The organism is Mycobacterium rhizamassiliense, assembly GCF_900157375.1.
In the GTDB taxonomy this organism is placed as follows: domain Bacteria; phylum Actinomycetota; class Actinomycetes; order Mycobacteriales; family Mycobacteriaceae; genus Mycobacterium; species Mycobacterium rhizamassiliense.
In genome coordinates this window covers 987,587-1,014,373 of record NZ_LT721901.1, presented here as the reverse complement: position 1 = coordinate 1,014,373, position 26,787 = coordinate 987,587, and the positions used below count along the sequence as shown (strand labels likewise).

General features: G+C 68.1%; 25 protein-coding genes. 15 read left to right on the top strand and 10 right to left on the bottom strand.

Annotation, left to right across the window (positions count from 1 at the left end; genetic code table 11):
• Positions 1-41 precede the first annotated feature (41 nt).
• From dnaJ to MRAB57_RS05075, 4 genes are all read left to right on the top strand, one after another.
• The gene (dnaJ, locus tag MRAB57_RS05090) at positions 42-1,223 is read left to right on the top strand and encodes a molecular chaperone DnaJ (RefSeq protein WP_077086595.1); all 1,182 of its coding nucleotides are present in this window, start codon (positions 42-44) and stop codon (positions 1,221-1,223) included.
• Entirely contained in the window at positions 1,223-1,609 is a 387-nt protein-coding gene (locus MRAB57_RS05085) for a heat shock protein transcriptional repressor HspR (RefSeq protein WP_077086594.1), read from the top strand. Before dnaJ ends, MRAB57_RS05085 begins: the two co-directional genes overlap by 1 nt.
• Positions 1,610-1,709: 100 nt before the next feature.
• Entirely contained in the window at positions 1,710-2,882 is a 1,173-nt protein-coding gene (locus tag MRAB57_RS05080; protein ID WP_083743307.1) for an oxygenase MpaB family protein, read from the top strand.
• Between the two features lie 39 nt (positions 2,883-2,921).
• Positions 2,922-3,764 (top strand): DUF5995 family protein, encoded by an 843-nt coding sequence (locus tag MRAB57_RS05075; protein ID WP_077086592.1) that lies wholly within the window; start codon positions 2,922-2,924, stop codon positions 3,762-3,764.
• Positions 3,765-3,779: 15 nt separating this feature from the next.
• On the opposite strand, the gene MRAB57_RS05070 is transcribed toward MRAB57_RS05075, so the two are convergent.
• The 4 genes from MRAB57_RS05070 to MRAB57_RS29060 all read right to left on the bottom strand — a co-directional run bounded on the left by MRAB57_RS05070 (position 3,780) and on the right by MRAB57_RS29060 (position 10,140).
• Positions 3,780-6,974 (bottom strand): ATP-binding protein, encoded by a 3,195-nt coding sequence (locus MRAB57_RS05070; protein WP_077086591.1) that lies wholly within the window; start codon positions 6,972-6,974, stop codon positions 3,780-3,782.
• Positions 6,975-7,076: 102 nt separating this feature from the next.
• Positions 7,077-7,979: an aldose 1-epimerase gene (locus tag MRAB57_RS05065; RefSeq protein ID WP_077086590.1), complete on the bottom strand. Its 903-nt coding sequence runs from the start codon at positions 7,977-7,979 to the stop codon at positions 7,077-7,079.
• Between the two features lie 16 nt (positions 7,980-7,995).
• Complete coding sequence (locus MRAB57_RS05060; RefSeq protein ID WP_077086589.1) at positions 7,996-9,162, bottom strand: FAD-binding oxidoreductase; 1,167 nt, start codon at positions 9,160-9,162, stop codon at positions 7,996-7,998.
• Positions 9,163-9,198: 36 nt separating this feature from the next.
• Positions 9,199-10,140, bottom strand: a complete 942-nt coding sequence (locus MRAB57_RS29060) for a DUF3060 domain-containing protein (protein ID WP_245835832.1) — start codon at positions 10,138-10,140, stop codon at positions 9,199-9,201.
• Positions 10,141-10,248: 108 nt separating this feature from the next.
• Here MRAB57_RS29060 and clpB point away from each other — a divergent pair, with 108 nt between their 5' ends.
• Entirely contained in the window at positions 10,249-12,795 is a 2,547-nt protein-coding gene (gene clpB / locus MRAB57_RS05050) for an ATP-dependent chaperone ClpB (RefSeq protein WP_077090397.1), read from the top strand.
• A gap of 24 nt (positions 12,796-12,819) precedes the next feature.
• Here clpB and MRAB57_RS05045 read toward each other — a convergent pair whose 3' ends face one another.
• Positions 12,820-13,635: an enoyl-CoA hydratase/isomerase family protein gene (locus MRAB57_RS05045; RefSeq protein ID WP_077086588.1), complete on the bottom strand. Its 816-nt coding sequence runs from the start codon at positions 13,633-13,635 to the stop codon at positions 12,820-12,822.
• A 99-nt stretch (positions 13,636-13,734) separates the two neighbouring features.
• On the opposite strand from MRAB57_RS05045, the gene ttfA reads away from it, so the two are divergent.
• From ttfA to MRAB57_RS29370, 6 genes are read left to right on the top strand one after another with little or no spacing between them, the layout of a single operon-like run.
• Entirely contained in the window at positions 13,735-14,580 is an 846-nt protein-coding gene (gene ttfA / locus MRAB57_RS05040; RefSeq protein ID WP_077086587.1) for a trehalose monomycolate transport factor TtfA, read from the top strand.
• A gap of 46 nt (positions 14,581-14,626) precedes the next feature.
• Positions 14,627-15,160 (top strand): orotate phosphoribosyltransferase, encoded by a 534-nt coding sequence (pyrE, locus tag MRAB57_RS05035; RefSeq protein WP_077086586.1) that lies wholly within the window; start codon positions 14,627-14,629, stop codon positions 15,158-15,160.
• 18 nt (positions 15,161-15,178) lie between these two features.
• A complete protein-coding gene (locus MRAB57_RS05030; protein ID WP_077086585.1) occupies positions 15,179-16,081 on the top strand; it encodes a hypothetical protein in 903 nt (300 codons plus the stop codon).
• On the top strand, positions 16,078-16,722 hold the full coding sequence (locus MRAB57_RS05025) for a TrmH family RNA methyltransferase (protein WP_077086584.1): 645 nt from the start codon (positions 16,078-16,080) through the stop codon (positions 16,720-16,722). The genes MRAB57_RS05030 and MRAB57_RS05025 overlap by 4 nt, the downstream gene beginning before the upstream one ends.
• Positions 16,723-16,767: 45 nt before the next feature.
• Positions 16,768-17,868: a glycoside hydrolase family 76 protein gene (locus MRAB57_RS05020; protein ID WP_077086583.1), complete on the top strand. Its 1,101-nt coding sequence runs from the start codon at positions 16,768-16,770 to the stop codon at positions 17,866-17,868.
• 16 nt (positions 17,869-17,884) lie between these two features.
• Positions 17,885-19,237, top strand: coding sequence for a 3-oxoacid CoA-transferase (locus MRAB57_RS29370; RefSeq protein WP_077086582.1), 1,353 nt, complete (start codon positions 17,885-17,887; stop codon positions 19,235-19,237).
• Between the two features lie 9 nt (positions 19,238-19,246).
• On the opposite strand, the gene MRAB57_RS05010 is transcribed toward MRAB57_RS29370, so the two are convergent.
• A complete protein-coding gene (locus MRAB57_RS05010) occupies positions 19,247-19,924 on the bottom strand; it encodes a DedA family protein (protein ID WP_077086581.1) in 678 nt (225 codons plus the stop codon).
• A gap of 92 nt (positions 19,925-20,016) precedes the next feature.
• Here MRAB57_RS05010 and fbaA point away from each other — a divergent pair, with 92 nt between their 5' ends.
• On the top strand, positions 20,017-21,051 hold the full coding sequence (gene fbaA, locus MRAB57_RS05005; protein ID WP_077086580.1) for a class II fructose-bisphosphate aldolase: 1,035 nt from the start codon (positions 20,017-20,019) through the stop codon (positions 21,049-21,051).
• Here fbaA and MRAB57_RS05000 read toward each other — a convergent pair.
• Positions 21,048-21,905, bottom strand: coding sequence for an Rv0361 family membrane protein (locus tag MRAB57_RS05000; protein WP_077086579.1), 858 nt, complete (start codon positions 21,903-21,905; stop codon positions 21,048-21,050). The two genes, fbaA and MRAB57_RS05000, sit on opposite strands and share 4 nt — an antisense overlap.
• Positions 21,906-21,949: 44 nt before the next feature.
• On the opposite strand from MRAB57_RS05000, the gene MRAB57_RS04995 reads away from it, so the two are divergent.
• The gene (locus MRAB57_RS04995) at positions 21,950-22,363 is read left to right on the top strand and encodes a DUF3151 domain-containing protein (RefSeq protein ID WP_077090396.1); all 414 of its coding nucleotides are present in this window, start codon (positions 21,950-21,952) and stop codon (positions 22,361-22,363) included.
• Positions 22,364-22,365: 2 nt separating this feature from the next.
• On the opposite strand, the gene MRAB57_RS04990 is transcribed toward MRAB57_RS04995, so the two are convergent.
• From MRAB57_RS04990 to MRAB57_RS04980, 3 genes are read right to left on the bottom strand one after another with little or no spacing between them, the layout of a single operon-like run.
• Complete coding sequence (locus MRAB57_RS04990; RefSeq protein WP_077086578.1) at positions 22,366-23,265, bottom strand: cation diffusion facilitator family transporter; 900 nt, start codon at positions 23,263-23,265, stop codon at positions 22,366-22,368.
• Between the two features lie 41 nt (positions 23,266-23,306).
• Positions 23,307-24,086: a site-2 protease family protein gene (locus tag MRAB57_RS04985; protein ID WP_077086577.1), complete on the bottom strand. Its 780-nt coding sequence runs from the start codon at positions 24,084-24,086 to the stop codon at positions 23,307-23,309.
• 9 nt (positions 24,087-24,095) lie between these two features.
• Positions 24,096-24,740, bottom strand: a complete 645-nt coding sequence (locus MRAB57_RS04980) for a peptidase M50 (protein WP_083743584.1) — start codon at positions 24,738-24,740, stop codon at positions 24,096-24,098.
• Between the two features lie 84 nt (positions 24,741-24,824).
• Here MRAB57_RS04980 and MRAB57_RS04975 point away from each other — a divergent pair, with 84 nt between their 5' ends.
• Complete coding sequence (locus MRAB57_RS04975; protein ID WP_077086575.1) at positions 24,825-26,123, top strand: adenylosuccinate synthase; 1,299 nt, start codon at positions 24,825-24,827, stop codon at positions 26,121-26,123.
• Positions 26,120-26,770, top strand: a complete 651-nt coding sequence (locus tag MRAB57_RS04970) for a PaaI family thioesterase (protein WP_077086574.1) — start codon at positions 26,120-26,122, stop codon at positions 26,768-26,770. The genes MRAB57_RS04975 and MRAB57_RS04970 overlap by 4 nt, the downstream gene beginning before the upstream one ends.
• The last annotated feature ends 17 nt before the right edge of the window (positions 26,771-26,787 follow it).

Sequence of the window (26,787 nt, the reverse complement as noted above, 5' to 3'; positions counted from 1 at the left end):
GACACACAAAGGAATAGAGAAAGGTGAGGGGGTGACGCGACATGGCCCAGCGTGAATGGGTCGAAAAGGACTTCTACAAGGAGCTGGGCGTCTCCCCCGACGCCACTCCCGAAGAGATCAAACGCGCCTACCGCAAGCTGGCGCGCGACCTGCACCCGGACGCCAACCCCGACAATCCCGCCGCCGGCGAGCGATTCAAGGCGGTGTCAGAAGCGCACAACGTCCTGTCGGATGCCGCAAAGCGCAAGGAATACGACGAAACCCGCCGGCTGTTCGCCGGTGGTGGCCTCGGTGGGCGCAGGTTCGACACCAGTGGATTCGGCGGCTTCGGTGGTGCGGGCGGCGACGGCGCCGAGTTCAACCTGAACGATTTGTTCGATGCGGCCGGCCGTAGCGGGGGCACCAACATCGGTGACCTGTTCGGCGGGCTGTTCGGGCGCGGCGCCGGCACCCGTCCCAGCCGGCCGCGACGCGGCAACGATCTCGAGACCGAGACCCAGCTGGATTTCGTCGAGGCCGCCAAGGGAGTGGCCATGCCGCTGCGGCTGACCAGCCCGGCGCCATGTACCAATTGCCATGGCAGCGGGGCACGCCCGGGCACCAGCCCCAAGGTGTGTGCCACCTGTAACGGCTCCGGCGTGATCAGCAGTAACCAGGGCGCGTTCGGCTTCTCCGAGCCCTGCACCGATTGCCGGGGCAGTGGTTCGATCATCGAAAACCCTTGCGACGAGTGCAAAGGCACCGGTGTCACCACGCGTACCCGCACGATCAACGTGCGGATCCCGCCGGGTGTCGAAGACGGACAACGGATTCGGCTGCCCGGGCAGGGTGAAGCAGGGTTGCGTGGCGCCCCGTCGGGTGACCTGTATGTGACCGTGCACGTGCGGCCGGACAAGGTCTTCGCCCGCGACGGCGACGACCTCACCGTGACGGTTCCGGTCAGCTTCAGCGAACTGGCTTTGGGCTCAACGCTTTCGGTCCCCACGCTGGACGGCAAGGTCGGTGTTCGGGTGCCCAAGGGCACCACCGACGGCCGCATCCTGCGGGTGCGCGGGCGTGGGGTGCCCAAGCGCAGCGGCGGCAGCGGCGACCTACTGGTCACCGTGAAAGTGGCTGTGCCGCCGAACCTGGAGGGCGCCGCACAGGAGGCGCTCGAGGCGTACGCCGAGGCCGAGCGCTCCAGCGGCTTCAATCCGCGGGCGGGATGGGCAGGTAATCGCTGATGGCCAAGAACTCCAAACGGGAAGACGCCCGGACCTTCTTGATCTCGGTGGCTGCCGAACTGGCCGGCATGCACGCCCAGACGCTGCGCACGTATGACCGCCTGGGACTGGTGACCCCGCGCCGGACTTCCGGTGGGGGGCGCCGGTATTCGGAGCACGACGTGGATCTACTGCGCGAGGTGCAGCGGCTGTCGCAGGACGAGGGCGTCAACCTGGCCGGCATCAAGCGCATCATCGAGCTGACCAACCAGGTCGAGGCGCTGCAGTCCCGGCTCCAGGAGATGGCCGAGGAGATAACGCTGTTGCGTTCCAACCAGCGCCGCGACATCGCGGTGGTGCCCAAGAGCACCGCGCTGGTGGTGTGGCAGCCGCGCAAGGGTCGCTGACGCTTCCGACTGAGTAGCCGCCTACCCCTATTCGCGTGATCACTACGTTAACTGACGGTTTGCCCTAGCAGCGCCGCCGCCAATCTGCCATGCTGCCTGCATGACGGGCGCACCTGGGGGCTCCCGGTGGACGGACGAGCTGCTCAATGGCATGCGGGAGCAGGGGGATCCCGTGGCAGACGATGTCATGGAGGCTGTCCTCAAACACGGCAATGCCGACGCGATCAACGCGGTCATGCGCACCCTGGTGAGCAATGACCAGCTGGTGCCCGGGACTCTGCCACACGACATCGAGGACTACCTGGCCCAGAACGTGACTCTGCCCCCGTGGGCCGACCCGGCCAAGATCGAGCGCGGGCAGCGACTGTTCGAAGCATGGGGACTGGAGATCTCACTCTGCCTGTTCTGCGCATCTCTGCCGTCGGCGTATGCGGCGGCCAAGGGCGTGAAGGTGCTCTCCCGGACCGCCCAGCTCGAAACCAACACGCGCCGGCGAATCATGGAGACCGGCCAGTTCTTGATCAATGTGCTTGCCGTTGGCAGCTTCGAGGCGACGGGCAAGGGCTTTCGCACGATTCAGCACGTCCGCCTGATGCATGCCGCCGTGCGCCAGCTGATCGAGGACCACGCCTCCCAGCAGCCCGGCCTCTGGGATCTCAACTGGGGCAAACCGATCAACCAGGAAGACCTCGCCGGCACGATGCTCTCGTTCTCCTACGTGCCTCTCGATCCGTTGCGGCGCTTGGGTTTGGACGTGTCCGACTTGGATGCCGAGGCCTATCTGCATTTGTGGAACGTCATCGCGCACCTGCTCGGTGTGCAGGACAAGCTGCTCGTCGACGGTATTGACGACGCCACCGCCCTGGTAGAGACGATCCGCCGCCGGCAGTTCAGGGCATCGCCCGAAGGGCGGGAGATGACCGCCGCCCTGATGGAACTGCTCGACCAGATGACCCCGGGGCACGAGTTCGACAAGACGATCCCGCCGTTGATCCGTCACCTGATCGGCGACAAGATCGCCGACATGCTGGATGTGCCACCGTCGCGTTTCACCGACGACCTCGGGCGGCTTACCCGCGTCACCAATTGGTTCTGGGTGCGCATCTTCGGCCGAAAATTCCGCAATTCTCCCCGTTATCAACTGGTTTCGGATCTGGTCCGCCCGTTCGGGCGCGAACTGATGCAGGGGATGTTCGCGCTTCAGCGGGGTGGGCGGCGAGCGTCGTTCGACATACCGACCCATCTAGCGCAACGCTGGGAACTGTCACCGTGACATCGCGCCAATTCGGTTGAAAAGGAAGGTGTTCGGAAGATGTCTGCTCTCCCCGTTGGCGGCCCGGGACCGCGGCTGGATCGCCTCGACGAGCCAAAAACCATCGATGACGTCCTGCGTACCCTCGACCAGATCATTGAATGGTGCAAGGAGGCGCAAAGCGGCATCGGCTACTTCGCCGTTCTGTACCGACGAATAACCCTTGCCATACGCGAAGCCATCATCAGTAACGTCTTCGACAACGGACGTGTTATCGGAGACCTCGACGTCGCCTTCGCCACACGCTATTTCAACGCGCTGAATGCCTACTTCTATCCCGATGAGTTCGACGGGCCGACGCTGCCCTGGCAGGTCGCTTTCGTGGGGGACCAGGACCGCCAGGCACTCATTTTGCAGCACATGCTCGCCGGACTGAACGCGCACATCACCTACGATCTCGGCCTCGCCCTCCTCAAGGTTGCGGGTCAATCGATGCGCGACCTGAAGCCGGATTACGATCGCGTCAACGTCATCTTGTGCGATCAGGTACCCGACATCCTCAAAGTCGTCGACAAGCTTTCCCCCGAAATCCGCTGGACCCGCTACCTGATACCCGGCGAGATCAGCTTGCTAAAACGATCGGTAACGCGATTGCGCCGGGGGGCATGGCTTTTCGCCTTCTACATGGCCACGCACCCGGAGAACGCGGAGCCGAGGTCGCTGCACCAGGAGGCGTGGACGTCGGCGTTGAGTTCCTGGTATCTGCAACCGTCGGGGTGGATCAAACTGCTCCCATGGGTTGTTCGTTTCATCGGCGAGCACGAGAGCCGCGACGTGGCATACAACCTCACGCAGCTGGACGTTGTTTCGAAGACCCCGCAAAAGTCGGACAAGATTCGTTGATCGCGATGCCGCGGGTCACGCCAGGATAGCTTGTGCCCGTGCGAATTCCGGCCAGCGAGCGTCACCGGCGAACCGGCGCACCACGTCCGAGATCTCTGGCCGATCTCCATCCTCAAGATGGTCGAGAAGATCTAGGAGAGAACGTAATTCGAATAGTGTCGCGCCTTGGTGCCGTGCGAGGCGGAGCGCGGTAGCCAGGGCGTTAAGACGTTCCTGCGGGTTGGTGAGCGTCTGTGCGAGTAGGCGCGTCAGCTCGGCATCATAGAAGTGCATTCCCGTTTCTTCCGCGTGCCGCAGTGCCATCTGCAAGCGTTCTCGTGCCCTGGCCGGCTGGCCGGCCGCGATGAAGAGCCGGCCGATAACCGCGTCGTGAAATGTCAGGTAGCTGTACAGGTTCAGCTGGCGCGCCCCATCCACCATGCGGACAACCTTCTCGGCCCGGGTTGCGAGCGCGTCCGCGTCGGCGCCGGCATCGAGCGCGGCCAGTGCCTTGACCGTGGTGTGCTGGGTCGCACCGACCAGACGCCATAAATCGAGTCCCGATTGCTCGCTTTGCTCGCGAAGTTCGGCGGTCAGGGTCGCGGCATCCGAGATCTGGTTGCTCTCCAGCCTGGCCCAGATCTCCATGAAATACGTGTGTGCCCGGTTGTGGGCATTCTGCGGGAAACCCAGCTCGGCGCAACGCTGGATCGATTCGCCCAAAGCGTCGTTGGCCCGGTCGAGGTCTCCGCAGACCAGGTGCGTCAACGCGAGGAAGTTGTGCGCGTTGGAGATCGGATCGACGGGTACCCACCAGGCGGTTTCCAGCACGCTTGGGTCCGCGGCGGAACGATCGGCGAGAGCCCCGAGCAAATGCTCACGGGCACTGGCGAAGTCACCTTGCAGCCAGACGACGGAACCTAACGAGGACGCGATGACCGGATGACTCCAGGCCCGATCGCTGGTTATTCGGGCGGACAGCGAGTCGAGCAGTCCACGGGCGCGGCGGAGTTCGGCCCGTGGCACGTAGTAGCCGATCAGGGCGGCGAGCGTGGTGAGCAATTCGGCCTCGTAGTTGCCGGTGCTCACCAATTCCAGACACCGTTGGAAGTCCACGGGTGCCGAACCACTCGTGCTGCCCTGTGCGGCGGCGACCAAGAAGCCGCGCTCCAGCCGGATGGCGATTTCTTTGCGGTCGCGTCCCGGCCCCGCCGGACTCCGGTCCAGCTGGTCGAGAGCCTTGGTCAGGCACGCGGCCGCCTCGTTCACCGCGCCGCGGCGCCGGGCGTTGACTGAGGCCTTCTGGTAGCCATCGACGGCTGACTCGAAATGCTCTGCCTGCTCGAAATGGCTTGCTACAACTCGCCAGTCGGGCTCGACCAATGGTGCCGCGTCCACGAGGGCGTGGGCAGCCCGCGCGTGCAGGTCGCGAACGAGGGATGGCGGGGCCAGTTCGCTCGCGACCTCGCGCAACAACTCGTGTCGGAATCGCCAGCCGTCATCCCCGCGACGTTGCAGGACGCGCGCACGGACGAGTTTGGTGACGACGTCGTCGACGTCCGTGGCGTTGGGCCCGACCACCGAGCGGAGCAGGGCGATATCGCCAGCCCGCCCGATGACGGCGGCCGCTTCCACCACCGGCACCACATCGACGTCGGGGTGGTTCAGCCGTGCGAACAGCGGCTCGTACAGTGCCTCGGGCACCCCCGCCGAAGCTCCGGCGACGTCAAGCTCACCGACGACGTGCTCTATGTAGAACGGCACCCCGTCGCAGCGGTTGCGCACGGCGGTCCGCTGGTCGTCGGTCAACGACGGGTTCAATGCATCAATCAGCGCATCGGACTGCTTGTCGGACAGTGGTGATATCTCGAAATATGTTGCCGGCCAATCAGTTCGCAGCCAATCCCCGTCACGTCCGGTCAAGACGACCAGGAGATGTCCGTCGGCGCGGGTCAGCAACGAGTTGATGAGCTCAAGACTCGACCGGTCGAACCAATGTAAATCCTCTGCGACCACCAATCCGGGTTGATCGCCGATGCAGGCCAGCACGTATCGGCGAGCGGTCGCACCGATCGACTCGTAAAGAGTGTGGCCTTCCACAGCGGCTGGGTCGTATCCGTGTTCGGGGCCGACACCAATGATCGGCGCGAACAAGGGCACGACGCTGTCGGGATCCATCCCGCAGGCGTGCAGTTCGGCTCGGAGCAACCGCAGCCGTTCCCGGCCGTGCGTGAGTCGGGTTATGCCGCATCGGCGCTCGACGAGCCGTCGCACCGGATGCAAGCCGATGTCGGTATGCAGCGGGGAGCCAAACAGATTGATCACGGGTGCGCCCGAATTCCGAACCAATTCGGTCGCCTCACGGGCGAGCCGGGTCTTACCGATGCCTGCCTCACCCCAGAATCCGATACCCGGACTGGTCAGCGTCCCCTCGCGCGCCTGCTGCCAGCTCAGCTGCAGCCAGGCCTGCTCGCGATCGCGCCCGATCAGTGGTGTTCGCCGCGGGGGGGTCAATTCCGGTCGCTCACCGACGACCCGGTGATGACCGAGCAGGCCTTCGATGCCCTTCGCCGGCGCCGCCGGGCGCGTGTCGAGCTCGAACAAATGGCTCACCAGGGGCGCGATCACATCTGATACCGCCACCGAGCCCGGCTCGGCCAAGCCGCAAACACGGGCGGCCAGGTTGGCGGCGAACCCGTAGACGTCGTCCTGGTCGGTGTCGAGATAGACCAGCCCGCGGTGAATGCCGATCCGCACGTTGACGGTCACGCCGAACTTGCGCTCGGCTTGCTCGCTGAGCCGAGCCACGGCGCGGGCGATGTCCAGCCCGGCCGTGACGGCACGTCGCACGTCATCCTCGTGCGCCTTGGGGTGACCGAAGACGGCCAACAATCCATCGCCCTTGATCGAACAGACATGGCCCTCATACTCATTGACCACCCGAAGGGCCTGATCGCGGTAGTGGCCGACCAGGGTGCGATACGTCTCGGGTTCCAAGCGGGTCGACAGCGCCGTCGAGTCGACCAGGTCGGCCACCATGATTGTCAGCCGGCGGATTTCGCCGAACCGCGCGGGCGCAGTGAGCAGATCTTCGGCTTCGGGATTGCCGCGGTCGACGGCGAGAACCTGGCCGGCCAGCGAGGTCGCCGTCGCGCGGTCGCCGTCGTTGATGGCCCGCACAGCGCGTTCCAGCAATACGTCGATCGAGGCAACGCTGTCGCCAGCGCTCAACCTGCTCCTCCTGCCGTAGCCCCAGGATTCGCTAAGAATAGCCGTCAGCCCCGCTGATTTCAGCAGATGCGTGACTAGCCAGTTAACTAAGGCGAGGCATAGCTAAACGTGGATGGAGAACACCATGACGGCGGGCTCACCGGGCCGTGCGGTGCGGTAGCCGCCGCGGCTCAGCGCGTCGGTCGGGGCGGTCATCGGCTCGAAGCACACGATGGCTTGCTCCGGGTCGTCGACGGGCGGCGCGAAAATCTGTGCGGCGGGGTATCCCTGCTCGAAATGGACCTCCAGGCGGCGCCCGCCGCCGGACACTGCGAACACCGCACCGTCGTCGACGTTGTCATACGCGTCGTCAAAGGCCTTGTCGCCCAACGGCTCCGAGCCAGCCGGCTGGGCCTGGGTGTCTCCGGCGGGCAGGCCGCGGTCGTCCAGGCTCAGGTGTCGCAGGCCGGGCGTCTCGATGAGCCACTCGCCGCGGGGAACCCCCGGCAGTCGCAGGTACGGGTGAAAGCCGAAGCACAGCGGGACCGCGGTGTCGCCGGTGGCGGTGACAGTGGTGCGCACGGTCAGCGCCCGGTCGGCCAGGGTCACGCTGACCGTCAGCACGTGGGGATACGGAAAGGCGGCCAGCAGCCGCGGCTCGGCGCCGAAATCCACCTCGGCGGTCAGCTCGTTGTCCGTACTCGCCGTCACCCGCCAGTCCGGGTAGGCCGCCAGCACGCCGTGGATGGGCAACCCATTGGGATCGGCGCGAACCCCGTTTTCGCCCGGCGTCAGCGTCACCGTCACACCCTCGGCCGTATAAGTGTTGCCGCCCAACCGGTTTGCCCAGGGATACAGGATCGGGATCCCCATCGTCTTGCCCGCCTGGACGTAGGCGTCCAGCCCGCGCCGTTGGCCGAGCAACTCCACCCCGGAGTCGGTCAGCGAGCTGCCGATCATGCCCGCGTCCGGGACGAACTGCGCGGCCACCGACGAGGACGGGTCGCGCAGGGTGACTGGATGCACGCGGTCAGCCTAACCGCTAACGGGACAGCGGGTCGTGCTGAATGCGCTCGGGCGGCGCACCTTTGGCGATCAGGGCGGCCTTCGTCGCGCGCACCATGGCCGGCCCGCCGCAGATCAGGATCTGCCGGTCGCCCCAGCCGCCGTACTTGGTCACCACCTCGGGCAGCAGCCCGGTCTGATGCACGTGCAGCCCGCGCGGCGGAGTCACGTCGGGGTAGTCGGCGGCCCATTCGGGGTCGCGGTTGTATTCCGACACCGGCGACACCGACAGCCACGGGTTGTGCGAGGAGACCTGCCACAGCGTGGGCAGGTCGTAGAGCTCGCAGCGATAGCGCGCGCCGTAGAACAGGTGGATCCGCGGGTTCTCGGCGTAGCGGGCCAGGTCCATGATCAGCGAGCGCAGCGGCGCCAGGCCGGTGCTGCCGGCCACCATCAGGATGTCGCCGCCCTCGCGGTCGATGTGCAGGCCGCCGTGCGGGCTGGACATCCGCCACCGGTCGCCCGTGCGGGTTTCGTTGACGATCGCGGTGCTGACCAGGCCGCCGGGGACCTGGCGGATGTGGAATTCGACGCCGGCTTCCGGATCGGCCGGAATCGCGGGGGACAGGTACCGCCAGCGGCGCGGGCACTGCGGGATGTGGACGTTGACGTACTGGCCGGGGTGGTAGTCCATCGGGCGGTCCAGGCGCAGCCGCACCACCGCGAGGTCGCGGGAGACGCGCTGGTGCTCGACGACGGTGCCGTCCCACCACGCGGGCCCCTCCTCGGCGTCGGCGGCGCCACTCATCACCCCGGTGATGAGGTTCAGCGAGGACACCGCGGCGGCGTCGACGGCATCGGTCCACGCCTCGCGCAGGTGGCCGCGCAGTGTCACGTACAGGGCGCGGCGCAGCGTCTCGTAATGGGTTGGCAGCACACCGTATTTGCGGTGGTCCCGGCCGAGCTGGGCGAGGAAGGCCACCGGCTCGGCGGCGCGCTGCTCCACCAGCTCGCCGTAGACCCAATGCATCGCGTGGCCGAAAGCCGCTCGCTGAGCGGCCATTTCGGGTGGAAACAGGTCGCGCACCGACACATCGAGGGCAAACCAATGGTCGTAGAACCCGTGCACGAGTTGGCCGCCCGGGTCGTCGGGCCGGAACGCGTCGCGCAGCACCCGCAGCGCGTCGGCGTCCTCTAGGCTCACGGAGCCCGATTCTAGGCTCGCGCGGGGCCGCGACCGTCAGCCCTGCGCAACGCTGTTCCCCGTGCCCACGTCGTCGATCTTGGGTGAGCCCCAGTGGTACCTGACCACGTTGTCGCGCCCCGCCGCGCTCACCGCGTCGGTGCTGTCGACCGTGACGTGATTGCCGTTGCCGGACACGCTGACGCTGGTGCAGTGGCCGGTGACGGTGACGGTGTTGTCGACGCCGCTGACCGACAGGTAGCCGCCGTTGCACGGCACCGTTTTCGCCTTATGGGCGCCGCTGACCTGCAGCGTTCCGGCCTGCGGCACGGGCGCGGCCGGGGTGTCGTCCACGCCGGGGGTGCCCAGCCCGGTCGCCGCGAAGGCGGCCAGCGCCAGCCAGGCGATCACGACGAGCGACCAGCAGGCCATCCCCGCCCACACCCGTCGCGGCAGGGCCCCGACCCAGTTGCCGGCGTCGTCGCGGTCGAGGTCGTAGGAGAACGCGGTGACGCAGCGGGCCCGCGCCGGCCTGCGCTGGTCGGCCAGGATCACCCCGTCGACGTAGTCGCGCCCGCGCAGCACCAACTCGCTCTGCTGGCCGTCGAGCGAATAACGGATCCGGGTCTTGGTGACCTGGCCGCTGTAGCGCTGCCGGGTGACCCTCCATGCACGCGCCCGCGGCGGGTAGGCATTGAAAAGTGTTGCTCGCGAGAGGATTTCGGTGTCGACGACGTCGGCGACCCGGCCCCACCGCAGCAACCCCAGCCGGACACCGGCGCCCCACAGTTGCACGGCGTAGATGCCCGCCATGGTCAGCACCGCCACGGCGGCGAAGGCCCGCGGCCGCTGGAGCCACAGCGCGATCGGCGGGATCGCGACGATCAGCGGCGCCAAGAGATACCACCAGCGCAGCGGCAGCAGTTCGGCCAGCCAAAATGCCGCCGGAACCCGCCGCGGCGCCGGCGCCAGCCCGGATGGGCCGCTTCCCCTGTGCAAAATTCCTCCAAAAAATTTAAACTTGAGCGGAACAGACTCAACCTTGACGGCGTTGAACAACCCGACAAGCATTTTGCATACCCTTTTAGACCCATGATGGAGGGCGGAGTGGACTCTTTTAACCCGACAACCAAGACGCAAGCGGCCCTGACGTCGGCTCTCCAGGCGGCAAGCGCTGCCGGAAACCCCGAGATCAGGCCCGCTCACCTACTGCTGGCGCTGCTGACGCAGAACGACGGGATCGCCGGGCCGCTTTTGGAGGCTGTCGGCGTCGAGCCCGCCACTATTCGCGCCGAAGCCGAGCAGCTGCTGGAGCGGTTGCCCCAGGCCAGCGGGTCCAGCTCGCAACCGCAGCTGTCCCGCGAATCGCTGGCGGCCATCACCACCGCCCAGCAGCTGGCCACCGAGATGGACGACGAATACGTCTCCACCGAACACCTGATGGTCGGCCTGGCCACCGGCGACGCCGACGTCGCCAAGCTGCTGACCGGGCACGGCGCGTCACCGCAGGCGTTGCGCGACGCATTCGTCAAGGTCCGCGGCAGCGCTCGGGTCACCAGCGCCGACCCCGAGTCGACGTATCAGGCGCTGGAGAAGTACTCCACCGACCTGACCGAGCGGGCCCGTGAAGGCAAGCTCGACCCGGTCATCGGGCGCGACAACGAGATTCGCCGCGTCGTGCAGGTGCTGTCGCGGCGCACCAAGAACAACCCGGTGCTCATCGGCGAGCCCGGCGTCGGCAAGACCGCGATCGTCGAGGGCCTGGCCCAGCGCATCGTGGCCGGCGACGTGCCGGAAAGCCTGCGCGACAAGACCGTCGTCAGCCTGGACCTCGGCTCGATGGTGGCCGGCGCGAAGTACCGCGGTGAATTCGAGGAACGACTCAAGGCCGTGCTCGACGACATCAAGAACTCCGCCGGGCAGATCATCACGTTCATCGACGAGCTGCACACGATCGTCGGTGCCGGCGCCTCCGGCGAGGGCGCGATGGACGCCGGCAACATGATCAAGCCGATGCTGGCCCGCGGCGAGCTGCGGCTGGTCGGCGCCACCACGCTCGACGAGTACCGCAAGTACATCGAAAAGGACGCCGCGCTGGAACGCCGCTTCCAGCAGGTGCTGGTCGGCGAGCCGTCGGTCGAGGACACCGTCGGCATCCTGCGCGGCCTGAAGGACCGCTACGAGGTGCACCACGGTGTGCGCATCACCGACTCCGCGCTGGTGGCCGCGGCCACGTTGAGCGACCGCTACATCACCGCGCGCTTCCTCCCGGACAAGGCGATCGACCTGGTCGACGAGTCCGCCAGCCGCCTGCGCATGGAGATCGACTCGCGGCCCGTCGAGGTCGACGAGGTCGAGCGGCTGGTGCGCCGGCTCGAGATCGAAGAGATGGCGCTGGCCAAGGAGGAGGACGACGCGTCCAAGGAGCGGCTGGAGAAGCTGCGCGCCGAGCTGGCCGATCACAAGGAGAAGCTGGCCGAGCTGACCACCCGCTGGCAGAACGAGAAGAACGCCATCGACGTCGTTCGCGAGCTCAAGGAACAGCTGGACACGCTGCGTGGGGAGTCCGAGCGCGCCGAGCGCGACGGCGACCTGGCCAAGGCGGCCGAGCTGCGGTACGGGCGCATTCCCGAGGTGGAGAAGAAGCTCGACGCCGCGCTGCCGCAGGCGCAGGTCCGCGAGAACGTGATGCTCAAGGAGGAGGTCGGTCCCGACGACATCGCCGACGTGGTGTCGGCGTGGACGGGCATCCCGGCCGGGCGGCTGCTGGAGGGCGAGACCGCCAAGCTGCTGCGGATGGAAGACGAGCTGGGCAAGCGCGTCGTCGGGCAGCGCAAGGCCGTGCAGGCCGTGTCCGACGCGGTGCGCCGCAGCAGGGCCGGCGTCGCCGACCCCAACCGGCCGACCGGTTCGTTCATGTTCCTCGGCCCCACCGGTGTCGGTAAGACCGAGCTCGCCAAGGCCCTGGCCGACTTCCTGTTCGATGACGACCGGGCCATGGTCCGCATCGACATGAGCGAGTACGGCGAGAAGCACTCCGTCGCGCGGCTGGTGGGTGCGCCCCCCGGCTACGTCGGTTACGACCAGGGCGGTCAGCTGACCGAGGCGGTGCGCCGCCGGCCCTACACGGTGGTGCTGTTCGACGAGGTCGAGAAGGCCCACCCGGACGTGTTCGACGTGTTGCTGCAGGTCCTCGACGAGGGCCGGCTGACCGATGGGCAGGGCCGCACGGTCGACTTCCGCAACACGATCCTGATCCTGACGTCCAACCTCGGTTCGGGCGGCAACGAGGAGCAGGTGATGGCCGCGGTGCGCTCGGCGTTCAAGCCGGAGTTCATCAACCGCCTCGACGACGTGCTGGTCTTCGACGCGTTGAACCCCGAGGAGCTGGTCGAGATCGTCGATATCCAGCTCGAGCAGCTGGCCAAGCGGCTGGCGCAGCGACGGCTGCAGCTCGAGGTGTCGCTGCCGGCCAAGGAGTGGCTGGCTCAGCGCGGATTCGATCCGGTGTACGGCGCCCGGCCGTTGCGGCGGCTGGTCCAGCAGGCCATCGGCGACCAGCTGGCCAAGATGCTGCTGGCCGGGGATGTGCACGACGGCGACACCATTCCGGTGAACCTCAGCCCCGACGGCGACGGGCTGATTCTCGGCTAACCCGACGGTTGTTTCGGTACCCGGTTATTTCGAGCCCAGCTCGAATTCCCGGGTCTGGGCGCCCGCCGAGACGATCGCCTGCAGCAGTTTGCGGGTGGCCGGGCGGGCCACCGTTTCGCGCAGCAGCTGATCCTCGATCAGCAGGCCGGTCGTCATGTCTATCCGCTCGTCCAGCGCGGTGTCGACCGCCCGCTTGGCCGCCGCGATGGCGGCCAGCGGGCTCGACGCGATGTGCGCGGCCAGCCGGTCGACGTACCGGCGCAGCGTGTCGGCGGGCAGCGCTCGGTCGATGTAGCCCCACGCCTCGGCGGTCGCGGCGTCGACGTCCATGCCGCCCAGGATGACTTCGAGGGCCCGGCCGCGGCCCACCATCCGCGGCAGCCGCTGGGTGCCGCCGCCGCCGGGGATGATGCCGACCGACACCTCCGGGTGGCCCAGCACCGTGGTGCCCAGCGCGGCGTAGCGCATGTCGAACGCCATCACCAATTCGCAGCCGCCGCCGCGGCACACCCCGTCGATCACGGCGATGGTGGCCTTGGGCAGCGTCCGAACCCGCTCGGTGATGGCGTGAAAGAGGGACAGCTCGTCGCGCAACCCGACGTCGTCGGGCGGCAGGTTCTCGATCAGCGAGATGTCGGCGTGCGCGATGAAGACCTCCGCATCGGCCGAGTCGACGATCAGCACCCGCACCTCGTCGTCGGCCGCGACCTCGCCCAGCAGCCGATCGATCTCGGTGAGCAGCGGCACGTCCAGCAGATTGATCGGCGGATTGTCGATCGTCGCCCGGCAGATGCCGCCATGCGCTTCGACGCGAATGAGCTGGTAGTCCTCGTAGACCATGCGCGGAACGCTACCGCCTGCGCGGTCCAGCAAACCTTAATTCGGTTGTGACCTGGTCGCATTCTCGCTTCGGGGGCAAGAACAGATACCCTGTTTGGGATGGTCCCCCTATGGTTCACGCTCTCCGCGCTGTGCTTTGTCGGCGCGGTGGTGCTGCTGTACGTCGACGTCGACCGGCGTCGCGGCCGCAGCAGGCGTCGCAAATCGTGGGCGCGATCGCATGGCTTCGACTACGAGCGTGAATCGACCGACATCCTCAAGCGGTGGAAGCGCGGCGTCATCTCGACGGTGGGCGATGTTCCCGCCTACAACGTCGTGCTGGGCCAGATCCGCGGCGAAGCCGTCTACATCTTCGACCTCGAGGAAGTCGCGACGGTGATCGCGCTGCACCGCAAGGTGGGCACCAACGTCGTCGTCGATCTCCGGCTCAAGGGGCTCAAAGAGCCACGCGAGAGCGACATTTGGCTGCTCGGCGCCATCGGGCCGCGGATGGTGTACTCCACCAACCTGGACGCCGCCCGGCGGGCGTGCGACCGGCGCATGGTCACCTTCGCGCACACCGCACCCGACAGCGCCGAGATCATGTGGAACGAACAGAACTGGACGTTGGTCGCGTTGCCGGTCGGCAGCACACGCACCCAGTGGGACGAAGGTCTGCGCACGGTGCGCCAGTTCAACGACCTGCTTCGGGTGCTGCCGCCGATGGCCTCCGACGCCGAAGAGGCCCCGGGCCCGCGCAGCGCGGCGCCGAGCCGTCCGCTGGCGCCGGCCGGGCGCGCGGAGCTGCCGCCCCGGCGCGAGGGCCAGGACGTGGCGGGACTGATCGGTGATGCCGCTCGCCGCAACCCGGAGCCGGTCCGCCGCGAGGAGGCGCGCCCGGATGCGCTGCGCCGCCAGCCGCCGCCCGGACGCAACGGCCATCAGGCCTCGAACTACCAGCACTGAAAACCTCTGCACCGCAATCGCGGGACCCTTCGCTACGCTGTCGGTCATGTCTGACCGCGACGAGCTGGCTGACCTGGTGAGCCGGCTGTCGGTGGTGCACGGACGCGTCACGCTGTCGTCGGGCAAGGAAGCCGACTACTACGTGGACCTGCGCCGCGCCACCCTGCAGCACCGGGCGTCCGCACTCATCGGCAAGTTGATGCGCGAGCTCACCGCCGACTGGGACTACGCGGTGGTCGGGGGCCTGACCCTGGGCGCCGACCCGGTCGCGACCGCGATCATGCACGCGCCCGGCCGCCCGATCGACGCCTTCGTGGTCCGGAAGTCGACCAAAACCCATGGGCTGCAACGGCTTATCGAGGGCTCCGAGGTGTCGGGGCAACGGGTGCTGGTGGTGGAAGACACCAGTACCACCGGCGGCTCGGCCCTGACGGCGGTGCACGCCGTACAGGAGGCGGGCGGTGACGTGATCGGCGTGGCCACCGTGGTGGACCGCGCCACTGGCGCCGCCGAGGTCATCGAGGCCGAGGGGATCGCCTACCGCAGCGTGCTGGGCCTTGCCGATCTCGGGCTGGCCTAGGCCGTCAGCGGGATCATCGTGCGCACCTTCCTCGCGGTAACCGCCTGCTTGGCGGTTGTGCTCGCGGGCTGCTCGAACTCGCACGATCCCGGGCGCCCCTACGGGGCACAGCGAGCGCGGATCGGCGAATCGCTGGCGCTGCTGGGCTGGAACATGGCGGTGGCGAATCTGCGCTGGGACGGCGACTACGTGCTGGTCGACGTCGACGCGTCCCCGGCGGATCCCAAGGCGCCGCACGCCAAGCCGGACGACATACGGTTCGGGTTCTACGGGGCGCTGGCCCACCCGATGGAGTCCGCCGCCGTGGGCAGCTGCGAGATGGCGATGACCACCGTGCACGACATCCGCTCCCCGCTGCTGTCCGCGCAGCCCGACCGGCTGACCGGCACCGTGTGCCTGGGCCCGCTGAAGGACCGCAGCCAGGTCCGCGGGGTGTACGGCTACTCGCCGCGCGACCGCATCGCGGACACCTCGGCGGCCTATCCGGCGGCGTTCCCGGTCGGGTTGATGCCGACCAACGTCAACGACACCGGCCTGGTGGTGAAGACCACCAGCCTGTCGGCCTGGCGCGCCGACGGAACCCCGGTGACCAAGGCCCAGCTCGGCGACCCCGGCGCGTTCTCCGGCAACGGCTACATGTTGCTGGGTCTGGAGGCCGACGCGGTCGCCCAGCGCTATCGCGACGACTCCGCCAAGCGCGGCGGCCCGATGATGCTGCTGACCGCGCCGACGCTGCCCGGCCGCGGGCTGAACCCGGCGTGCGCGACGTACGGTGCGTCGGTGCTGGTGCTGCCCGACGCATCGCTGGACGCCGTGCATGTCGACGCGTCGATGTGCACCCAGGGCGAGATCAACGACGCGCTGCTCTACGCGACCGTGGCGATCGTCGGCACCCATGCCGGCGTCTGGACGACGCGGTGACCGAACCGGGGCCCACCGAATGGGGGGCATCGGTGAGCGGCGTCGGGCCGTGGGAGGGCGATCCGCCCGACGACCCGCGGTATGACCCAATCCTGTTGCGCGACGGCGATACTCGCAATGTCGTCGACGCCTACCGCTACTGGACCCGCGACGCGATCATCGCCGACATCGACACGCGCCGTCATCCGCTGCACGTCGCGATCGAGAACTTCGACTACGACGCCAACATCGGTTCGGTGGTACGCACCGCCAACGCCTTTGCCGTGGACACCGTGCACATCGTCGGCCGCCGGCGCTGGAATCGCCGCGGCGCCATGGTGACCGACCGCTACCAACGGCTGTGTCATCACGACACCATCGCCGAATTGCTGGGCTTCGCAACCGATTCCGGGTTGACGGTGGTCGCGGTGGACAACGTGCCTGGGGCGGCGCGACTCGAGCAGGCGGCGCTGCCGCGGGAGTGCCTGCTGGTGTTCGGGCAGGAGGGCCCCGGCATCACCGGGGACATCCGCGCGGGCGCGGCGCTCACGGTGTCGATCGCCCAGTTCGGTTCGACGCGCAGCATCAACGCCGGCGTCGCCGCCGGGATCGCGATGCACGCCTGGGTTCGCCAGCACGGGGACCTCAGCCGCGCCTGGTGAAGGCCGACCCCCCGCCCCGCACGGCGTGGGGCAGGATCGACAGGTATGGACCAGCTATGGGGGAACCGGGCGGCCAGCTCCGAAGCCGCTGTCGCGCAACGACACCTGCGGCGACTGTGGGGGTTGCCGGAAACGCAGCTGGGCGTGGTGGCCTGGCCGGCGGCGCGCCGGGAGCGGCTGTTCGGCACCTGGCACTACTGGTGGCAGGCGCATCTGCTGGATTGCCTGATCGACGCGCAAATGCGCGACCCGCAGCCGCAGCGGCACGCCAGGATCAAACGGCAGATCCGGTCGCATCGATTGCGCAACACCTTCCGCTGGACCAACGGCTACTACGACGACATGGCGTGGCTGGCGCTGGCGCTGGAACGCGCCGCGCAAGTGGTCGGCGTCGAACGCACCGGTGCGCTGGCCAAGCTCACCAAACAGCTCCTCGACGCCTGGGTCCCCGATGACGGCGGAGGCATCCCGTGGCGCAAGCATGAGCAGTTCTTCAATGCCCCGGCCAACGGTCCGGCCGGTATCTTCCTGGCCCGCCGCGACGGCCAGCTGCGGCGGGCCCAGCAGATAGCGGACTGGATCGACGAAACGCTGATCGACCCCGAAACCCACCTGGTGTTCGACGGCATCAAAGACGGCTCGTTGGTGCGCCCGCAGTACACCTACTGCCAGGGCGTGGTTCTCGGACTCGAAACAGAGCTCGCCGCGCGCACGACGGCCGACCGGCACGCCGCGCGGGTGCACCGCCTGGTCGCGGCCGTCGGCGAGCACATGGCGCCGGCGGGCGTGCTGCGCGGCGCCGGCGGCGGCGACGGCGGCCTGTTCGCCGGCATCACCGCGCGCTACCTCGCGCTGGTGGCCACCACGCTGCCGGGCGAGTCCGCCGATGACGTCGTGGCCCGCGACACCGCGCGCAGCATCGTGCTCGCCTCGGCGAAGTCGGCGTGGGACTACCGGCAGACGCTCGAGGGGCTGCCGGTCTTCGGGGCCTTCTGGGATCGCGATGCCGAGGTGCCCGCGGAGGGCGGGCGGCGGGCGCAGTTCGTCGCGGGTGCGGTGAACGCCTCCGCGGTCGCCGAGCGGGATCTGTCGGTGCAGCTGTCGGGGTGGATGCTGATGGAGGCCGCAGGTAAGGTCACCGCGTGAACGCAGAGGAGCTTCGATGACCCGCAGCAAAGTCCACCCGGATGCCGAGTCGGCCCTGCAGGGCCTACTGAAGGACGGCATCACGATCGCCGCCGGTGGATTCGGGCTCTGCGGCATTCCGGAGAACCTGATCCAGGCCCTCGTCGACAGCGGCATCAAGGACCTGACGATCGTCGGAAACAACGCCGGCGTCGACGATTTCGGCATGGGGCTGTTGCTCAAGGGGCGGCAGGTCAAGAAGGTCATCGCCTCGTACGTGGGGGAGAACAAGGAGTTCGAGCGCCAGGTGCTGGCGGGCGAGCTGGACCTGTCCCTCACTCCGCAGGGCACGCTGGCCGAGAAGTTACGCGCAGGCGGCGCAGGCATTCCCGGCTTCTACACGCGGACCGCGTTCGGCACCCAGCTCGCCGAGGGCAAGGACATGCGCGTCTTCGACGGCACGGAATACGTGCTGGAGGAAGGCATTCGGGCCGATATCGCGATCGTCAAGGCATGGAAGGGCGACACCGCGGGCAACCTCATCTACCGAATGACGGCGCGCAACTTCAACCCGATGATCGCCACCTGCGGCCAGGTGACCGTGGCCGAGGTGGAGGAGCTGGTGGAGGTCGGCGAGCTGGATCCCGACCTGATCCACACCCCCGGCATCTACGTCGACCGCATCATCGAGGGCCCCGCCTACGAGAAGCGGATCGAATTCCGCACCACCAGCGATGGCGCGGCGGCCAAGAAGGACAGCCCCGTCCGGGAGCTGATGGCCAAGCGCGCCGCCCAGGAACTGCGCGACGGCTACTACGTGAACCTGGGCATCGGGATCCCGACGCTGGTCGCCAACTACATCCCCGACGACATCAACGTCACGCTGCAGTCCGAGAACGGGCTGCTCGGCATCGGGGCGTATCCGCCCGACGACGATGTCGACCCGGACCTGATCAATGCGGGCAAGCAGACCATCACCACGATCAGCGGCTCCAGCTTCTTCAGCAGCGCCGACTCGTTCGCGATGATCCGCGGCGGCCACATCGACCTGTCCATCCTGGGCGGGCTGGAGGTCGCCGAGAACGGCGACCTGGCCAACTGGATGGTCCCGGGCCGCATGGTCAAGGGCCCAGGCGGGGCGATGGACCTAGTGTCCGGCGTCAAGCGCGTGATCGTCGTGATGGATCACACCGCCAAGGACGGCAGCCCCAAGATCCTGAAGCAATGCTCGCTGCCGCTGACCGGAAAAGCGGTGGTGGACATGATCATTACCGACCTGTGCGTCTTCGAGGTCGACCCCGAACGCGGCCTCATCCTCACCGAACTGCACCCGGGCGTGACGGTCGCCGACGTGCGCGCCAAGACCGGCTGCGATTTCCTCGTCGCATAAAGCCGGCGATCAGTCGGGAACCCGCGTCTCCTCCGGGTCCTCCTCGGTTGCGCGCCGGCGCGCGAGATAGCCGCGCCCCGCGGCGATAAACGCCGGCAGCATGGACACGAACAGGATGGCCAGGATGATCTTTTCCAGGTTCTGGTGCACGAACGGCACGTTTCCCAGGAAATAGCCGGCGATCGTCACGCCGCCGCCCCACAGGGCGCCGCCGACGATGTCGAACGCCAGGTACACGGGGTAGCGCATGTACGAGACGCCCGCGACGACCGGCGTGAACGTCCGGATGAAGGGCATGAAGCGAGCCAGGATGATGGCCGCGGGTCCGTACTTCTCGAAGAAGGCGTGTGAATCGGTCACGTAGTGCTGTTTGAAGAAGCGCGAGTCTTCCTTCTTGAACAGCGCCGGGCCGATCCGGCGGCCGATGAAATACCCGGTCTGATCGCCGGCCACCGCAACCACTGCGACGGCGGGGGCCAGTACCCAGATGTTGAGCGTTCCGTGGGCGGCCAGCAGGCCACCGGTGAACAGCAGCGATTCGCCCGGCAGCAGCGGAAACAGCAGCCCGGTCTCGACGAAGACGATGACCAGGATGGTCGGCAGCACTGCGGAGGCGAAAAGGCCCTGGGGACCGATCCAGAACATCGGATCGATGATGTCGGGCAGGGCCGTCACGGCGGTGCTCATGTCGTCACAACTTACCGGTCCCCGGGCGGCTGCCCGCCGGCAACGCGGTGTTGCGATACTTAGCCGATCGCAGTCCGTCCAGGAGGAACGTCATGCCCATCGCAACGCCCGAGATCTACGCGGAAATGCTGGGCCGCGCCAAGGAGAACTCGTACGCCTTCCCGGCCATCAACTGCACGTCGTCGGAGACGGTCAACGCCGCCATCAAGGGTTTCGCCGACGCCGGCAGCGACGGCATCATCCAGTTCTCCACCGGGGGTGCGGAATTCGCGTCCGGGCTGGGGGTCAAGGACATGGTGAGCGGCGCCGTCGCGCTCGCTAAGTTCACTCGTGCCATCGCGGCTAAGTACCCGATCAACGTGGCGTTACACACCGACCACTGCCCGAAGGACAAGCTGGACACCTACGTGCGCCCGCTGCTGGAGATCTCGGCGCGCCGCGTCGCGGCCGGCAAAGACCCGCTGTTCCAGTCGCACATGTGGGACGGCTCGGCGGTGCCGATCGACGAGAACCTGGTGATCGCCAAGGAGCTGCTCAAGGAGGCGTCGGCCGCCAAGATCGTGCTGGAGATCGAGATCGGCGTGGTGGGCGGCGAGGAAGACGGCGTCGACAACGAGATCAACGACCAGCTCTACACCACGCCCGAGGACTTCGAGGCGACCATCGACGCGCTGGGCGCCGGCGAGCACGGCAAGTACCTGCTGGCCGCGACATTCGGCAACGTGCACGGCGTCTACAAGCCGGGCAACGTCAAGTTGCGCCCCGACATCCTGGGCCAGGGCCAGCAGGTCGCGGCGGCCAAGCTCGGGTTATCCGACGGCGCAAAGCCTTTCGACTTCGTCTTCCACGGTGGCTCGGGTTCGCTGAAGTCGGAGATCGAGGAGGCGCTGGGCTACGGCGTGGTGAAGATGAACGTCGACACCGACACCCAGTACGCGTTCACCCGCCCGATCGCCGGCCACATGTTCACCAACTACGACGGCGTGCTCAAGGTCGACGGCGAGGTGGGCAGCAAGAAGGTGTACGACCCGCGCAGCTACCTCAAGGCCGCCGAGGCGTCGATGACGCAGCGGGTGGTCGAGGCCTGCAACGACCTGCACTGCGCCGGGAAGTCGCTGGGCGGCTAGCCGGTAGGGGACTGGCAGATCTTCCACTGATCGTCGCGGAACTGTAGGTCCAGGCTGCGGGTCGAGCGGGTCTGCGGGTCGAACGCCATGAACGTGGTGATGTTCGCCTCGGCGTGCTGCCCGTTGACGACGACCTGGTCGATGCTGGCGATCACCGGGAACTGCTTGGCTGCCGAAACCCGGTGATAGGTCTCGTCCCACGCGCGCTCGTCGTAGTCGACGTACCCGTCGCGGGCGGTCCCGCACGTCATGGTGCGCAGCGAGGTCAGATCGCCCCGCTGCACCGCGACGTCGTAGGACTGGATGGTCTGACGGACCTGGTCTTCCTGCGACGCCTTCGCGTGCTTGCCGCGGGTCAACAGCACGGTGCCCAGAATGGCGATGGCCGCCAGCGCTAGGACGATCACGGTGATCGCCAGCACCCAGCCCCAGTTGAAGTTCTTGCCCAACGACTGCAGCTTGCCGCCTTCGCGGCCCGGAAAGGATTGCGGCACAGCAGATTTCGGTGACATCGGGGGAGCCTGCCCCGGCGGGAACGGCGGCGGCGGTTGCCCCGTCCCGACTGGCTGGGTGGGCGGTGTGGCGAACACCTCCGTCGCGGGATCCGGCGTGGTCGAGATGACCGCCGTTTCCTTCGCGTCGAAGCCCGGGGCGGTGAATCGCCGTTCGGGCTGCTGACCCTCCGGGTCCGACTCGGGCTCGTGGCCCGGCTCGGGCCTGTTGATCACCACGGTCTCGGTCTCGGGATCAGGGGGCAACAGGGGATAGTTTTCGGTCGCCTCTTCGGCCTGCTCCGCGCCCGGCTCCTCGCCGGGCGTCGCGCCGGTGCGGTCTGGCTCCGATGCGTTAGGCATGAGTGGAGCTTAGCGACCCGAGCGGCAACGGCAGAATGGAAGCCATGACGCCGATGGGTGACCTCCTAGGACCTGATCCGATACTGCTGCCGGGTGACAGCGAGGCCGAGGCCGCGCTGCTCGCCGGAGAGAAACCGGGCATCGTCGCCGCCGCGCACCCGTCGGCCTCGGTGGCCTGGGCGGCGCTCGCCGAGGACGCCCTGGCCGACGACAAGGCCATCACGGCCTACGCGTATGCCCGCACCGGCTACCACCGCGGCCTCGACCAACTGCGCCGCAACGGCTGGAAGGGCTTCGGCCCCGTCCCGTATTCGCACGAACCGAATCGCGGTTTCCTGCGGTGTGTGGCCGCGCTGGCGCACGCCGCCGACACGATCGGTGAGACCGACGAGTACCGGCGCTGCATCGACCTGCTCGACGACTGCGATCCCGAAGCCCGCAAGGCGCTGGGCCACTAGGCCTAGAACGTCTCCGAGCAGTCGCCGCTGCGGTCCGGGTTCTCGACCTGCACGGTGGCGTGCTCGAGCCCGCGGTCGTGCAGCACCGCCCGCGCGTCGCTGAGCACCCGGGCCGAGTCGCTCGAGCTGGTCAGGTGCACCGTGCACATGTCCTTGCCCGGCGACAGCGTCCACACGTGCAGGTCGTGCACCTCGGTCACGCCGTCGACGGCGCCCAGCGCCGAGCGCAGCTCCTCGACGTCGATGTGTTCCGGCGACGTCTCGGACAGGATCCGCAGCGCGGCGCGGGCCAGCGCGAACGCGCGGGGCAACACCCATAGCGCCACCAGCACGGCGACCACGACGTCGGCGTAGGGCCAGTGCGTCGTGACGGTCACGATGCCCGCGATCAGCACGCCCAGGCTGCCGACGGTGTCGGCGACGACCTCCATGTACGCGCCCTTGACGGCCAGGCTGCCCTCGGACTGCGAGCGCAGCAGCATGGCGACCACGAAGTTGGCGACCAGTCCGGCCAGCGCCACCACGATCATCGGGACGCCGGGGACGGCCGCGCCCTTACCGAGGCGTTCGATGGCCTCGTAGAGGATGAACAGCGCCACCCCGACCAACAGCACGGCGTTGGCCACCGCGGTGAAGACCTCCGCGCGATGCCAGCCGTAGGTGCGATCGGGCGACGTGCTGCCGCGCTTGGCCAGCATGATCGCGGCCAGCCCCATGAACACCGCGACGACGTCGGTCAGCATGTGCCCCGCATCGGCAAGCAGCGCAAGCGAATTGATCAACAGGGAGGTGGTCAGTTCCACCACGAAGAACGTCGCCAGGATCGACGCGGCCATGATCATGCGGGGGATCATCCGAGACGCATCGGCCTCGGCAGGGGTGTGACTGTGTCCGGCGCCCATGAGCGATCAATATATGCGTAACGACGCATATATTGCAAGCGCTAGATCCACTGGCTCCAGAAGCGGGTGAGCGAGCTGCCGGCACTCGCCAGCAGCGACGGCGTCCCGGAGAACTCGAAGAACCATTCGGCTATCGCGTAGAGCCACTGGCCGACCGCCGGCGCCAGAAACAGGAACAGCAGGATGAACACCGCGTACTGCTTGGCCGGGGCCACCGCCCGCTGCGTCTCCGGGCTCAGGTGCGGCTCCAGGGCTTCGTAGCCGTCCAGCCCCGGGATCGGCAGCAGGTTGAGGATCACGGCCATGATCTGCAGGAGTCCCAGGAACGCCACGCCCGCCCACAGCACCCAGTGGTTCGGGTCGAAGAACAGCCGGGTCAGCACCAGCAGCAGCACCGCGAGCACCAGATTGGCCGCCGGTCCCGCGAGGCTGACCAGGGTGCGCCGCATCGGCGTCATGAACCACGTCCGCAGGTACACCGCGGCGCCGGGCAGCCCGATCCCGCCCAGCGCGATGAACACCATCGGCAGCAGCAGCGACAGCCCGGGATGGGTGTAGCGCCGCGGATCCAGCGTCAGGTAACCGCGCACCGCGTCGTCGCGGTCACCGAAATGCCACGCGGTCGCGGCGTGCCCGAATTCGTGCAGGCACAGCGAAACCAGCCAGCCGGCGATCACGAAGACGAACACCCCGGCGTAGGACAGCGGGCGCACGGTAGCCCCGGCCAGCCAGGCCAGCAGGGCGCCGACACCCGTCACGCCGACGAGGACTAAAAAGATCGGGCTGGGCCGGACCGACTCCTGGGCCCTGGGGAAGCTCACCGGATGAAACTACCGGACCAGCAACCAGCCCTCGACGTGGCGGTAAAACGTCGATCGGCGCGCGCTGCGGGATGCCGGGACGCCGTCGCGCACCACCACAACGCCGGTGCAGCCGAGCTGTGCGGCGCGGCCGGCGACCCAGCGGCGCCACGGCCGGTGCCCGCCGTCAAGCGAGGTCCGCAGGCCGGGCACGGCCAGCGTCGGCTCGATGCGGACGCCGGCGGCGTCGCCGTCGAACAACACCGTGTCGTCGACGACCGCCTCGCCGTGCAGCGACTGCCCCGCGTCCGGCGGCCGCCAGTCGGCCCGGCCCACGATCACCGCGCCGGTCTCGTCGCGGATCAGGGTGACCCGCCGGGCCGTCGCGAGCCGGGCGGCCCGGGCGGCGCGGCGTCCCGCCGGCAGCCGGTACACCCGGGTGGCCGGGGTGCGCCGCGGCGGGACGTAGGCGAGCTCGACGTCGAGGCGTTCGGCGCGCAGCAGCCTGCTCAGCACCGCGGCCAGGTCGGCGTCGGTGCCGACCACCGCCAGCCGCCCGTACGGCCCGATCGCGGCGTCGATGTCGGCCGGCCCGTCGACGCGGTGAACGGGCAGGTCGCGCAGCGGCGCGGGCGTGCGCGCATCGCCGAACAACAACACCGCCACGGTGGTAATCACGACGCTCCTCGCAAGCCGCTGGGATAAGGTGGGTCCCCGGCTGGACCACAATAAGCAGGCGAGACCAAGCGGGAGCATGCCATGCCGGCAATCGTCCTCATCGGCGCCCAATGGGGCGACGAGGGCAAAGGTAAAGCCACTGACCTGCTCGGCGGGCGTGTGCAGTGGGTGGTGCGCTATCAGGGCGGCAACAACGCCGGGCACACGGTCGTACTGCCGACCGGCGAGAACTTCGCGCTGCACCTGATCCCGTCGGGCGTGCTCACACCCGGGGTCACCAACGTCATCGGCAACGGCGTGGTGATCGACCCCGGCGTCCTGCTCGACGAGCTCAAGGGCCTCGAAGACCGCGGCGTCGACACCTCCAAGCTGCTGATCTCCGCCGACGCGCACCTGCTGCTGCCCTACCACGTCGCCATCGACAAGGTGACCGAGCGCTACATGGGCAACAAGAAGATCGGCACCACCGGGCGCGGCATCGGGCCGTGCTACCAGGACAAGATCGCCCGCCAGGGCATCCGGGTCGCCGACGTGCTCGACACCGAGCTGCTCACCCACAAGGTCGAGGGCGCGCTGGAGCTCAAGAACCAGATCCTGGTCAAGATCTACAACCGCAAGGCGCTCGATCCCGATCAGGTGGTCGAGGCCCTGCTGGAACAGGCAGAGGGCTTCAAGCACCGCATCGCCGACACGCGGCTGCTGCTCAACGAGGCGCTGGAGGGCGGCGAGACCGTGCTGCTGGAGGGCTCGCAGGGCACGCTGCTCGACGTCGACCACGGCACGTATCCCTATGTGACGTCGTCGAATCCGACCGCGGGCGGCGCGGCCGTCGGGTCCGGCATCGGGCCGACCCGGATCACCACGGTGCTGGGAATCCTCAAGGCCTACACGACGCGGGTGGGCTCGGGCCCGTTCCCCACCGAATTGTTCGACGCGAACGGCGAATACCTGTCCAAGACGGGCGGCGAGTTCGGCGTCACCACGGGGCGGCGCCGCCGCTGCGGCTGGTTCGACGCCGTCATCGCCCGCTACGCCACCCGGGTCAACGGGATCACCGATTACTTCCTGACCAAGCTCGACGTGCTGTCGAGCCTGGAGACCGTGCCGGTGTGCGTCGGATACCGGGTCGACGGGGTGCAGACCAACGAAATGCCGATGACCCAAAGCGAGCTGCACCGCGCCGAGCCCATCTACGAGGAGCTGCCCGGCTGGTGGGAGGACATCTCCACCGCGCGCGAGTTCGACGACCTGCCCGCCAAAGCGCGTGACTACGTGTTGCGGCTGGAAGAGCTTGCGGGAGCCCATGTTTCGTGCATCGGTGTGGGCCCGGGCCGGGATCAGACCATCGTGCGCCGCGACGTGCTGGCGGCGCGGCGGTGACCGAACCCGATCCCAAAGAGCTCGACCCGGAGTACGAACACCACGGCGGTTTCCCCGAATACGGGGTGGCCAGCCCGGGTCCCGGATTCGGGCGCTTCGTGGCGGCCATGCGCCGGCTGCAGGACCTGTCCGTGTCGGCCGACCCGGCCGACGACGTGTGGGACGACGCGGCCGACCGCGTCGCGGCGCTGGCCGAGCTGCTCGGGCCGTTTCAGTCCGCGATCGAGGGCCAGGCGCCGTCCGGCCGGACACCCGGGTTGCCCGGCATGGGCAGTCTGCTGTTGCCACCGTGGACGTTGACGCGCTACGAGCCCGACGGCTGCGAGATGCGGGGCCACTTCACCCGCTTTCACGTCGGCGGCAACATGGCCGTGCACGGCGGGGTGCTGCCGCTGCTGTTCGACCACATGTTTGGGATGGTGTCGCACGCGTCGAACCGGCCGATCAGCCGCACGGCGTTCCTGCACGTCGACTACCGCAAGATCACCCCGATCGACGCGCCGCTGGTGGTGCGCGGACGGGTCGACCGCACCGAGGGACGCAAGGCGTTCGTCTCCGCGGAACTGGTCGACTCCCGCGACTCTGGGGACACGCTGTTGGCCGAAGCCAACGGCCTGATGGTGCAGCTACTTCCTGGCCAGCCCTGAGGAATCCGCCGCCCCGC

Excerpts from the sequence above, each read along its gene's own strand:
- dnaJ (WP_077086595.1), top strand. The coding sequence starts at position 42 with ATGGCCCAGCGTGAATGGGTCGAAAAGGACTTCTACAAGGAGCTGGGC.
- MRAB57_RS05085 (WP_077086594.1), top strand. The coding sequence starts at position 1,223 with ATGGCCAAGAACTCCAAACGGGAAGACGCCCGGACCTTCTTGATCTCG.
- MRAB57_RS05080 (WP_083743307.1), top strand. The coding sequence starts at position 1,710 with ATGACGGGCGCACCTGGGGGCTCCCGGTGGACGGACGAGCTGCTCAAT.
- MRAB57_RS05075 (WP_077086592.1), top strand. The coding sequence starts at position 2,922 with ATGTCTGCTCTCCCCGTTGGCGGCCCGGGACCGCGGCTGGATCGCCTC.
- MRAB57_RS05045 (WP_077086588.1), bottom strand. The coding sequence starts at position 13,635 with ATGGTCTACGAGGACTACCAGCTCATTCGCGTCGAAGCGCATGGCGGC.
- ttfA (WP_077086587.1), top strand. The coding sequence starts at position 13,735 with ATGGTCCCCCTATGGTTCACGCTCTCCGCGCTGTGCTTTGTCGGCGCG.
- pyrE (WP_077086586.1), top strand. The coding sequence starts at position 14,627 with ATGTCTGACCGCGACGAGCTGGCTGACCTGGTGAGCCGGCTGTCGGTG.
- MRAB57_RS05020 (WP_077086583.1), top strand. The coding sequence starts at position 16,768 with ATGGACCAGCTATGGGGGAACCGGGCGGCCAGCTCCGAAGCCGCTGTC.
- MRAB57_RS29370 (WP_077086582.1), top strand. The coding sequence starts at position 17,885 with ATGACCCGCAGCAAAGTCCACCCGGATGCCGAGTCGGCCCTGCAGGGC.
- MRAB57_RS05010 (WP_077086581.1), bottom strand. The coding sequence starts at position 19,924 with ATGAGCACCGCCGTGACGGCCCTGCCCGACATCATCGATCCGATGTTC.
- fbaA (WP_077086580.1), top strand. The coding sequence starts at position 20,017 with ATGCCCATCGCAACGCCCGAGATCTACGCGGAAATGCTGGGCCGCGCC.
- MRAB57_RS05000 (WP_077086579.1), bottom strand. The coding sequence starts at position 21,905 with ATGCCTAACGCATCGGAGCCAGACCGCACCGGCGCGACGCCCGGCGAG.
- MRAB57_RS04995 (WP_077090396.1), top strand. The coding sequence starts at position 21,950 with ATGACGCCGATGGGTGACCTCCTAGGACCTGATCCGATACTGCTGCCG.
- MRAB57_RS04990 (WP_077086578.1), bottom strand. The coding sequence starts at position 23,265 with ATGGGCGCCGGACACAGTCACACCCCTGCCGAGGCCGATGCGTCTCGG.
- MRAB57_RS04975 (WP_077086575.1), top strand. The coding sequence starts at position 24,825 with ATGCCGGCAATCGTCCTCATCGGCGCCCAATGGGGCGACGAGGGCAAA.